Annotated in this window: 9 protein-coding genes; 6 read left to right on the top strand and 3 right to left on the bottom strand. The window is 64.9% G+C overall.

The features are described 5' to 3' along the window. Entirely contained in the window at window positions 1-1,038 is a 1,038-nt protein-coding gene (locus HMJ39_RS02985) for a rod shape-determining protein (protein ID WP_138774288.1), read from the bottom strand. Between the two features lie 221 nt (window positions 1,039-1,259). On the opposite strand from HMJ39_RS02985, the gene gatC reads away from it, so the two are divergent. From gatC to HMJ39_RS02955, 6 genes are all read left to right on the top strand, one after another. Then, entirely contained in the window at window positions 1,260-1,547 is a 288-nt protein-coding gene (gene gatC, locus HMJ39_RS02980) for an Asp-tRNA(Asn)/Glu-tRNA(Gln) amidotransferase subunit GatC (protein ID WP_161383339.1), read from the top strand. A gap of 4 nt (window positions 1,548-1,551) precedes the next feature. After that, on the top strand, window positions 1,552-3,006 hold the full coding sequence (gene gatA, locus HMJ39_RS02975) for an Asp-tRNA(Asn)/Glu-tRNA(Gln) amidotransferase subunit GatA (RefSeq protein WP_194296228.1): 1,455 nt from the start codon (window positions 1,552-1,554) through the stop codon (window positions 3,004-3,006). After that, window positions 3,003-4,478 (top strand): Asp-tRNA(Asn)/Glu-tRNA(Gln) amidotransferase subunit GatB, encoded by a 1,476-nt coding sequence (gatB, locus tag HMJ39_RS02970; protein ID WP_194296227.1) that lies wholly within the window; start codon window positions 3,003-3,005, stop codon window positions 4,476-4,478. The genes gatA and gatB overlap by 4 nt, the downstream gene beginning before the upstream one ends. Further along, window positions 4,475-5,281: a crotonase/enoyl-CoA hydratase family protein gene (locus tag HMJ39_RS02965; protein WP_194296226.1), complete on the top strand. Its 807-nt coding sequence runs from the start codon at window positions 4,475-4,477 to the stop codon at window positions 5,279-5,281. Before gatB ends, HMJ39_RS02965 begins: the two co-directional genes overlap by 4 nt. A 178-nt stretch (window positions 5,282-5,459) precedes the next feature. Further along, window positions 5,460-6,833: a Fic family protein gene (locus tag HMJ39_RS02960; RefSeq protein WP_194296225.1), complete on the top strand. Its 1,374-nt coding sequence runs from the start codon at window positions 5,460-5,462 to the stop codon at window positions 6,831-6,833. Window positions 6,834-6,911: 78 nt separating this feature from the next. Then, a complete protein-coding gene (locus HMJ39_RS02955) occupies window positions 6,912-8,420 on the top strand; it encodes an acetyl-CoA hydrolase/transferase family protein (protein WP_194296224.1) in 1,509 nt (502 codons plus the stop codon). A 15-nt stretch (window positions 8,421-8,435) separates the two neighbouring features. Here HMJ39_RS02955 and HMJ39_RS02950 read toward each other — a convergent pair whose 3' ends face one another. Next, the gene (locus HMJ39_RS02950) at window positions 8,436-9,821 is read right to left on the bottom strand and encodes a surface lipoprotein assembly modifier (protein ID WP_194296223.1); all 1,386 of its coding nucleotides are present in this window, start codon (window positions 9,819-9,821) and stop codon (window positions 8,436-8,438) included. 199 nt (window positions 9,822-10,020) lie between these two features. Further along, window positions 10,021-10,773, bottom strand: coding sequence for a Slam-dependent surface lipoprotein (locus tag HMJ39_RS02945; RefSeq protein ID WP_161383332.1), 753 nt, complete (start codon window positions 10,771-10,773; stop codon window positions 10,021-10,023). Window positions 10,774-11,020: the final 247 nt, after the last annotated feature.

Here is an 11,020-nt window from a genome sequence, read left to right as displayed (position 1 = left end):
TTAGCCCATGGCCAGCATGTCCAGGCCTTGCGTATCCATCAGTTCCAAGGCCTTGCCACCGCCACGGGCCACGCAGGTCAGCGGGTCGTCGGCGATGATCACCGGCAGGCCGGTTTCCTCGGAGAGCAGCCGGTCGATGTCGCGCAGCAGCGCGCCGCCACCGGTGAGCACCAGGCCACGCTCGGCGATGTCGCTGGCCAGCTCCGGCGGCGAGGCCTCCAGGGCGTTCTTGACCGCGTTGACGATCACCGACAGCGGATCCTTGAGCGCCTCCAGGATTTCCTCGGAGTTGAGGGTGAACTGGCGCGGCACGCCCTCGGCCAGGTTGCGGCCGCGCACGTCGATCTCCAGGATCTCGCCGCCCGGGTAGGCGGTGCCGATTTCGTGCTTGATGCGCTCGGCGGTGGATTCGCCGATCAGGGAGCCGTATTCCTTGCGCACGAAAGCGACGATGGCCTCGTCGAAGCGGTCACCGCCGGTGCGCACGGATTCGGAATAGACCACGCCGTTCAGGGAGATCAGGGCAATCTCGGTGGTGCCACCACCGATGTCCACCACCATGGAGCCGCGTGCCTCTTCCACCGGCAGGCCGGCGCCGATGGCCGCCGCCACCGGTTCCTCTATGAGGTAGACGTCCCGGGCACCGGCGCCGAAGGCGGAATCCTGGATGGCGCGGCGTTCCACCTGGGTGGATTTGCACGGCACGCACACCAGCACCCGGGGCGCCGGCGGGAAGAAGCCGGTGTCATGCACTTTTTTGATGAAGTACTGCAGCATCTTCTCGGTGACGTCGAAGTCGGCGATCACGCCGTCCTTCATGGGCCGGATGGCGGTGATGTTGCCCGGGGTGCGCCCCAGCATCCGCTTGGCGTCGGCGCCCACCGCCGCCACGCTCTTCTGGGCGCCATGATGGCGAATCGCCACCACGGAGGGCTCATCGAGGACGATGCCGCGGCCACGCACGTAGATAAGGGTGTTGGCGGTGCCAAGGTCGATGGAAAGATCGGTGGAGAACATCCCCCGAATGCGCTTGATCACGGACATCCTGGCCTGTTTCCTGAGAGTTCGAAAAGAAGTAGCGGGGCTGCCGGCGGGGATCGTCACGCGCCGGCAACAAGATGGCGCAACTCTAGCAACGGCGCGGGGAATCGGCAAGGAGAGCCGGCCCCCTTCGCGGGCGGAGTCGCGACTTCGTATCCACAAGATACCCCTTGATGTGGTATTTTTCCGCCTTTCCCCCGAGATTTGCGGAGAACCCCATGGCCATTGACTCCCAGGTGGTGGCGCGCGTTGCCCATCTGGCCCGTTTGCGGGTGGACGACGACGAGACCGGGGCGCTGTCCGAGCGCCTCAACGAGATCCTCGGCATGGTCGACCAGCTCCAGCAGGCGGACGTGAGCGATGTCGAGCCCCTGGCCCACCCGCTGGAGGTGAGCCAGCCCCTGCGCGACGACCGGGTCACCGAGCCCGACGTGCGCGACAAGGTCCTGCCCATCGCCCCCGCCAGCGAGGAAGGCTGTTTCCTGGTACCCCGGGTGATTGAGTAATCCCATGCATGACAAGACACTGACCGAATTGAAGGCCGGCCTGCAGGCGAAGGACTTTTCCGCCCGCGAGCTGACCGAGCACTTCCTGGACCGCGTCCAGGCCCGCGATGGCGAGCTGAACAGCTTCGTCACCGTCACCGGGGAACAGGCCCTGGCCCAGGCGGATGCCGCCGACCAGGCCATCGCCGCCGGCGACCACCGCCTGCTGACCGGCCTGCCCATCGCCCACAAGGACATCTTCTGCACCGAGGGCGTGCGCACCAGCTGCGGCTCGCGGATGCTGGACAATTTCGTGGCCCCCTACACCGCCACCGCCGTCGAGCGCATGGCGGCCCAGGGCGCGGTGATGCTGGGCAAGACCAACATGGACGAGTTCGCCATGGGCTCCTCCAACGAAACCAGCTTCTACGGCCCGGTGCGCAACCCCTGGGACACCGAGCGGGTGCCCGGCGGCTCCTCCGGCGGCGCCGCCGCCTGCCTGGCGGCGCGCCTGGCCCCCGGCGCCACCGGCACCGACACCGGCGGCTCGATCCGCCAGCCGGCGGCCCTGAACGGCGTCACCGGCCTCAAGCCCACCTACGGGCGGGTGTCCCGCTGGGGCATGATCGCCTTCGCCTCCAGCTTGGATCAGGCCGGCCCCCTGGGCCTGAGCGCCGCGGACTGCGCGCTGATGCTGCAGGCCATGGCCGGCCATGACGACAAGGACTCCACCTGCCTCGACGAGCCGGTGGGCGATTATCTGGGCGCCCTGGACCAGGGCCTGGACGGCCTGCGCATCGGCGTGCCCGAGGAATTCTTCCCGGACGACCTGGACGGCGCCATCGCCGACAACGCCCGCGAGGCCATGCGCGAACTGGAAAAACAGGGCGCCAAACTGGTCAAGGTGTCGCTGCCCAGCATCAAGCTGTCGGTACCGGCCTATTACGTGATCGCTCCGGCGGAAGCCAGCTCCAACCTTTCGCGCTTCGACGGCGTGCGCTTCGGCTATCGCTGCGAGGACCCGAAGGATCTGGAGGACCTGTACAAGCGCTCCCGCTCCGAAGGCTTCGGCGCGGAAGTGAAGCGCCGCATCCTGGTGGGCACCTACGCGCTGTCCGCCGGCTACTACGACGCCTACTACAAACGCGCCCAGCGGGTGCGCCGGCTGATCCGCGACGATTTCGCCCGCGCCTTCAAGGAAGTGGACGTGCTGATGGGCCCCACCAGCCCGGAAACCGCCTTCAAACTGGGCGCCAAGGCCGATGACCCGGTCAAGATGTACATGGCGGACGTGTTCACCATCGCCGTGAACCTGGCCGGCCTGCCGGCCCTGTCCATGCCCAGCGGTTTCGTCGACGGCCTGCCCGCCGGTACCCAGGTGATCGGCAACTACTTCCAGGAAGGCCGCATCCTGAACGTGGCGCACCGCTACCAGATGGCCACCGACTGGCACCAACGGATCCCGGGAGCGTTTCAATGAGTTCCTCTTTGCACAATGGTTGGGAAGTGGTGATCGGGCTGGAAGTGCACGTACAGCTGGCCACCCGCTCGAAGATTTTTTCCGGCGCCAGCACCGCCACCGGCGATGAGCCCAACAGCCACGCCAGCCTGATTGACCTGGGCATGCCCGGCACCCTGCCGGTGGTCAACAAGGAAGCGATCCGCAACGCGGTACGCTTCGGCCTGGCGATCAACGCGGACATCGGCCGCCGCTCGGTGTTCGAACGGAAAAATTATTTCTATCCGGATCTGCCCAAGGGCTACCAGACCACGCAACTGGCGGAGCCCATCGTCGGCGCCGGCGAAGTGGTGATCCGCCTTGAGGACGGCACCGAAAAAACCGTGCGCATCCACCACGCCCACCTGGAAGAAGACGCCGGCAAGTCGCTGCATGAAGCTTTCTCTGACGGAATGGGTCACGGCCAGACCGGCATCGACCTGAACCGGGCCGGCACGCCGCTCATCGAGATCGTTTCCGAGCCGGACATGGGCAACGCCGAGGAAGCGGTGGCCTACGCCCGCAAGCTGCACGCCATCGTCACCTCCCTGGGCATCTGCGACGGCGACATGTCCCAGGGCAACATGCGCTTCGACGTGAACATCTCCGTGCGCCGCCCCGGCGAGCCGCTGGGCACCCGCACCGAGACCAAGAACCTGAACTCCTTCCGCTTCATGGAGAAAGCCATCAAGCTGGAAGTGGAGCGCCAGATCGACGTGCTCGAGGACGGCGGCAAGATCGTTCAGGAAACCCGGCTCTACAACGGCGACACCAACACGGCGCGCTCCATGCGCACCAAGGAAGACGCCAACGACTACCGCTACTTCCCCTGCCCGGACCTGCTGCCGGTGCTGGTCAGCGAGGAAGAGATCGGCACCCTGCGCGCCGAGCTGCCGGAACTGCCGGACGCCCGCGAGGCCCGCTACGTGGAGCAGTACCAGCTGTCCGGCTACGACGCCGGCCTGCTGTCCGGCTCCATCGCCACGGCGCGTTACTTCGAGGCGGCGGCGGAGCACGGCGGCGACGCCAAGCTGGCCGCCAACTGGGTGATGGGCGAACTGGCCGCCAAGCTCAACAGCGAGGACAAGGATATCGCCGACAGCCCGGTGAGCGCCGAACAACTCGGCCAGCTGATCCTGCGCCTCAAGGACGGCACCATCAGCTCCAAGATCGCCAAGCAGGTGTTCGAAGCCTGCTGGAACGGCGAAGGCGACCCGGACGCCATCATCGAGGCCAAGGGCCTCAAGCAGATGAGCGACACCGGCGAGCTGGAGAAGATCGTCGACCAGGTGATCGCCGACAGCCCCGCCCAGGTGGAGGACTACCGCAACGCCGACGACGCCAAGCGCAAAAAGAAAATCGGCTACTTCGTCGGCCAGGTGATGAAAGCCACCCAGGGCAAGGCCAACCCGCAGCAGGTCAACCAGCTGCTACAACAGAAGCTCGCCCCATGAACACGGCCCGCGTCACGCTCACGGTCGAGGACCGCATCGCCACCGTCACCCTGAACCGGCCGGACAAGTACAACGGCCTGGACCTGGAAACCCTGGAGGCGCTGGTGAGCACCGCCCGCGCCATCCGCAAGAACCGGGACGTGCGGGTGGTGATCCTGCGCGGCGCGGGCAAGGCGTTCTGCGCCGGCCTGGACTTCGGCACCGTCACCAAAACGCCGATGAAAATGCTGCTGGCGTTCACCAAATTCGGGGTCAGGAAAACCAACCTGTTCCAGAAAGCCTGCTGGGCCTGGCGGGAACTGCCGGTGCCGGTGATCGCCGAGCTGCACGGCTACTGCTATGGCGGTGGCCTGCAACTGGCGCTGGCGGCGGACTTCCGCGTCGCCACGCCGGACTGCGAACTGTCGGTGATGGAAATCAAATGGGGCCTGATCCCGGACATGACCGGCACCGTCACCCTGCGTGAGCTGGTGCCCCTGGACGTGGCCAAGGAACTGGCCATGACCGGCCGCCGTTTCGACGCCACCGAAGGTAAACAGCTCAACCTGGTGACCCGGGTCGCCGAGGACCCGCGCGCCGAAAGCCTTGCCCTGGCCCGCGCCCTGCTGGAGCGCTCCCCGGACGCGGTGAGCGCCACCAAGGCCCTGTTCCAGCGCACCTGGAACCAGTCCGAGGACCAGGCTTTCCACGAAGAGTCCCGGCTGCAGTTCAAGCTGCTGCGTGGCAAGAACCAGGCCGAGGCCATGGCCGCCAACTTCAAGAAACGGGCCCCCGACTTCCGCAACCGGCAACGGGATTACTGACACCCCGGGCCCGCGTCAACGACTTCCTCCACGCACGGGAGCCCCGGATACCGCGGTCGCGAGTTTGGCCGTATTCTAGCCAGATGTGGCGAATACGGTCATATTTGGCCGTATTTCGTTGATAAATGGCCGTATACCGACTAAATTGGCCGTATATCCCTTTATACGGCCAGTCACCATGTCCAGGAACGACAACAAGGAACGTATTCTGAGCGCCCTCCAGGATCTGGGAGGGCCCGCCAGCCTGCCGGAAATCCTCGAGCGCCTACCCGAGAAGTTCGCCGAGCGTTCCGTACGCCGCTGGCTGGCCCAGCTGGTCGAGCAGGGCCGGGTCCGGAAAAGCGGCCGTAAACGCGGCACCCGATACCGGCTGGCCGAGGCCGGCACGCCCCTGGCAGTGCGCGAGCCGGTGGAGCCCGCCCTGTTTCATTTCAGCGAGCCGGCCCGGCATGCCCTGAACCGGGTTCGCCAACCCCTGCTGAACCGGGCGCCGGTAAGTTACAACGGCCAGTGGCTGGACGACTACCGCCCCAACCGCGACCATTACTTCAGCCAGGCCGACATCGACCTGCTCACCGCCAAGGGCCGCCGCACCGACGCCCCCGAGCCCGCCGGCACCTATGCGCGGCGCATCTACAACCGCTTGCTGATCGACCTCTCCTACCACTCCTCGCGGCTGGAGGGGAACACCTATTCCCTGATCGAAACCCAACGCCTGCTGCTGGAAGGCACCGGCGCCACCGGCAAGCTCGACGAGGAAGCGGTGATGATCCTCAACCACAAGGAAGCAATCCGCTACCTGGTGGAACGGGCCAGCCACCTGGAACCCAGCTACGAGGAAATCTGCACCCTGCACTACCTGCTTTCCGACGGCCTGGTGCCACCCGCCGGCTCCGGCAAGGTGCGCGATCATGGCGTGCGCGTGGGCGCCTCCAGCTATATTCCCCTGGACCGGCCGGCGGAACTGGAACGGCGGCTGCGGCAAATCGCCGACAAGGCCATGGCCATTCAGGAGCCCTACGAGCAAAGCCTGTTCCTGCTGGTGCACGTGGCCTACCTGCAGGCGTTCACCGACGTCAACAAACGCACCGCGCGGCTGGCCGCCAACATTCCCCTGGTGACCCGCAACCGGGTACCGCTGTCGTTCAACGCCATCGAGAAGGACGACTACGCCTCGGCCATGCTGGCGGTGTACGAACTCAACGATCCACGCCCGCTCCTGGAGCTATACCGGGTCTCCTACCTGCGTGGCTGCCAGGAATACGACGCCACCGCCGAAGCCCTGGGCGTGGACGCGGTGCGGGTGCGCTACCGCGCGCAACGGCGCGACGTGCTGCGCGGCGTGATTCAGGAACGCCTGGCCGGGCAAGCCTTGATGTCGCGACTGCGGGAAGCGGCCGAGGCCATCCCCGCCGCCGACAGGGCCGCCTATCTGCGGGATCTGGAAGAGGATGTGCGCGAACTGTCTCCACAGCGTCTGGCCGGCCTGGGCGTGACCCGGGAGGAATATCAGCGCTGGCGTGATCGACAGACGGAACCGCCCTCCCCCTGAGCCGGCCCCGGATCCGTTTCCCGTGTGGTAGACTCCCCCCCGGATTTTTGTATCTTATTCCCGCCCGGAGTCGTCGCCATGAGCGCCCAACGTATTCTTTGCCCCCGACTGCGCCAACGCATCATGGACGCCGACGCGGCGGCGGCGTTGATTCCCGCCGGGGCCAACGTGGGCATGAGCGGCTTTACCGGCGCCGGCTATCCCAAGGCGGTTCCCCAGGCCCTGGCGGCGCGGATGCGCGCGCACCACGACCATGGCGAGGCCGACCGCATCAGCATCTGGACCGGTGCCTCCACCGCGCCGGAACTGGACGGCGCCCTGGCCGAGGTGGACGGCATTGAGCTGCGACTGCCCTACCAGAGCGACCCGGTATGCCGGCAAAAGATCAACGAAGGGCGGATGGAATACATCGACATTCATCTGTCCCACGTGGCCCCCTACGCCTGGGCCGGCTTCTTCGGCAAGCTGGACGTGGCGGTGATCGAGGTGGCCGGCATCACCGAACAGGGGGCGTTGATTCCCTCCTCGTCCATCGGCAACAACAAGACCTGGATCGACCTGGCCGACCGGGTGATCCTGGAAGTGAACCACGGCCAGAGCGCCGGCCTGGACGGCATGCACGACGTCTACTATGGCACCGCCCTGCCCCCGCACCGCCAGCCGATTCCACTCACCGGCCCGCAGCAACGCATCGGCGAACGCTACCTGCATTGCCCGCCGGAAAAGATCATCGCCGTGGTGGAAACCAACGCCCCGGACCGCAACTCCCGCTTCAGCGAACCCGATGAAGCATCGCGCCGCATCGCCGGCCACCTGCTGGAATTCTTCAGCCGCGAAGTGGACGCCGGCCGCCTGCCGGCGAACCTTCTGCCACTGCAATCCGGCGTCGGCAACATCGCCAACGCGGTGCTCGCCGGCCTGGCCGACGGCCCCTTCGAGAACCTCACCGCCTACACCGAGGTGCTCCAGGACGGCATGCTGTCGCTGCTCAAATCCGGCAAGTTGACATCGGCCTCCGCCACCGCCTTCTCCCTGAGCCCGGACGCCAACCGCGACCTCGCCGAGCACATCGACTTCTACCGCGAGCGCATCGTGCTGCGCCCCCAGGAAATCAGTAATCATCCGGAAGTGATTCGCCGCCTCGGCGTGATCGCCATGAACGGCATGATCGAAGCGGACCTCTACGGCAACGTCAACTCCACCCATGTGATGGGCACGCGCATCATGAACGGCATCGGCGGCTCCGGGGACTTCGCCCGCAACGGCTACCTGTCCGTGTTCATGACGCCGTCCACCGCCAAGGACGGCGCCATCTCCACCATCGTGCCGATGGTCTCCCACGTGGACCACACCGAACACGACGTGCAGATCGTGGTCACCGAACAGGGCCTGGCCGACCTGCGCGGCCTGCCGCCCCGGGAACGGGCGCGCCGCATCATCGAGCACTGCGCCCACCCGGACTTCCGCCCGCGCCTGCTCGACTACTTCGAACGCGCCAGCGCCAGCGGCCGTGGCCTGCACACCCCCCACCTGCTGAGCGAAGCACTGAGCTGGCACGAACGCTACGAACAGACCGGCCGCATGTAAGCGCTGGAGTACCCGCTAGAAACGCCACTCGAATTTCAGACTAGCGGCGTTTTCCTCGTAGCTGTACAGCCAGTCCACGTTGCTACGCACCCGGGTGTGCTCCAGATTCAGGCTCGGCACCAGGCCGGCCACCGACAGACGCGGGATTCGGAGGATCGCCATATAATGCTGCTCACGATCCTCGCGCCTCGCCTCCAGCAAGGCACTGTAAGCGTCGTAACGCTTTTCACGCAGGGAAGCGAACAGCGTCATCTCCACGCCGCCCAACAAAGGTTTGGAAAGCCCCAACCTCACCCCGTACTGCTGATAGGAGCTGATGTCTTCCTCGGTGTCACGGTCCGAGCCATCCAGGCCGCCAAATAGCGTCCAGTCCGCGCCGAGGCGGTGCCAGACCGTGGTGTACACGGAGCTCAGGTCGCCATCGAAACGACTGTATTGATCACGAAGATAACGCATGCGCTTGTGGTTGCCCTCGAGCTTGAAGGCGGTACGTGGCGAAAAATAATGCATCCATTCCGCCCGGGCACCCCAGGCGTCATAGAGGCCGTCGTTGCCATAACGGGCATGCTCGAACAGCGGCGCCAGGCTGTACAAATCATTCATGTCCCGGAATCGATAGCCGGCGCTGGCGCTGTAGGTACCCTGGTTATAGATGCTGTGATCCCGATAGCGATCACCATAGGCCAGCGTGCGCAGGAACAGGCCATGGTGGCCCGGTAGAAAGAAGGTCTTTTCCAGCGCCGCTTCGAAATCCAGCCCCTCGGTTTTGATCGCTTCCGGCACGGAGCGGCTGATAAAACAGGCGCCATTACTGAACATCAGCAGGCAGACCGCGCTCTCGGAACTGAGATTGACGTTGTCGCTGTAGCTGGGGCCCGCCGCCAGCCGGCCCTGCCAGCTACCACGTTCATCAATGGCTTCCAGAAACGCCGTGACCGTGGCTCGCACACCGTCCGCGCGAGGATCCCCCTCAGGCAGGCCGTCCCGAATATCGCGGAACCGTCGTCGCGCTTCCCGGTTCTCGTGATTCTCGAACAGCACCCGCGCCAGCTCCAGGCGCCCCGGCAAAAAGGCCGGTTTCAAAGTCAGCAAGGCGCGGAACTCCGCCTCGGCGGTTTCCAGTTCACCGCGCAAACGAGCCAGTTTACCCTGGGCGTAATGCACCAACAGGGGGTCCGGGTTAGCGAGAGCGCGATACGCCTCCAGAAAGCGGGCCGCCGCCGCCCAGTTCCGGTTGCGCAGCGCCACATAAAGCCCCCGGCCCAGGTCGTCCCGGTTGTTCCGAACCTGATAGGTCTGGCCGTTGATGATCAGATCGGGCAACGGTTCGTCCTTGGCGCGTTCCTCCTCCAACAGGTCCTGCTCGCGCTCCTGGGCGGAGCGCTCCAGGCCCTGGTTCAATCGAAGCTCGGTATCCTGATCGGCAGCCCGTGCGGCTGGAACAAGGAGAAGAACGAACAAAAGAGCGAGACCAGGAACGCCACGCTCTCCGTATCCGGATGGGTATCGAAAAAGAAGCATGGGGAAGTGGTGTCCTTGCGGTGGGAAGGCCGGTCGGCGTCCTTTCCGAAACCGGCCTGATCAGCGGAAAAACGAAAACTTAACGAGCACCGCCAAAGGCGGTGTCGTAGTCGCTGTTGCCGCTGAAGGTGGCCATGCCGGCCAGGGCGGCGGCGTTGGTGCCGTAAAATTCACCCACGCTTACGCCGCTGGCGGAACCGGCACTGTCAACCGCGGAAGCCGTTCCCGAGAAGGAAGAACCGGAAATATTGGCATCGATGCCGATCGTCAGATTCCCGTCATCGAAGGACCCTGAAACCGTATTGCCTGAAAAGTCCGCGGTCAGAGTGCCGCTCAAGGCGTTCCCGGCGGAATGACGATTGATGCCCGTTACCGCATAGTTAACTTCACCGGACGTCGGCATGGTTGCGTCCACATTGCCCTTCTCACCCACGTAGTAGACGGCGCGGTGCTCGAAATTCGGACCACCGGCTTCGGACCACTCGCCGAACCAGACGTCCTCGCTGCCCGCCTGGGCGAAGCTGAAAACGCCCATGCCACTGTGATCGGGATCGTCCACGTCAATAGGGGAACTCAGCGTATGGACACCATCCTGATCCGCCGATGCGAAAACGGAGAGGAACTGGAAGTCCACCTTCTCATCGATGTCCATGGAGTTGGTTTCCACACCGATGCCCGCCAGACCGGAAGTGTGCGGCCCGGCATCCACCGAGGACGTACCGGCCTCGACATAGGTGTTATCGCTCTCCCCGCCAATCACGTCCGCCTGGGTCAGTGAAGCGGCGGACAGCGCCGCCACGGCCAGTGCCGCTTTAAAGGTCATCTCTTTCATTGCTCTACTCCTTGATGCATTGTTGATGAAAAATCAGAGATGCGAAGGATTCGCATTCTCATAAAAGTAACGAGAGCGAAGACGACTTTTTTCATTACGCGCGGTAATTTTTGGAAAACCATCACAAAAAAACCGGCCCCAGGGGCACTGCTGTCCCACAGTTGGCGGCCTCACAGGGCGAACCTCATTTGAGGTTCGCCCTTTTTACTTCGCCCCGGGTCCGGATTGAGGATCTCCGCCAGGGTTC

The organism is Alloalcanivorax profundimaris (genome assembly GCF_015265435.1).
GTDB classification, from domain to species: domain Bacteria; phylum Pseudomonadota; class Gammaproteobacteria; order Pseudomonadales; family Alcanivoracaceae; genus Alloalcanivorax; species Alloalcanivorax profundimaris.
The sequence above is the reverse complement of the archived record's forward strand: the minus strand, read 5'-3'. Positions and strand labels throughout refer to the sequence as shown.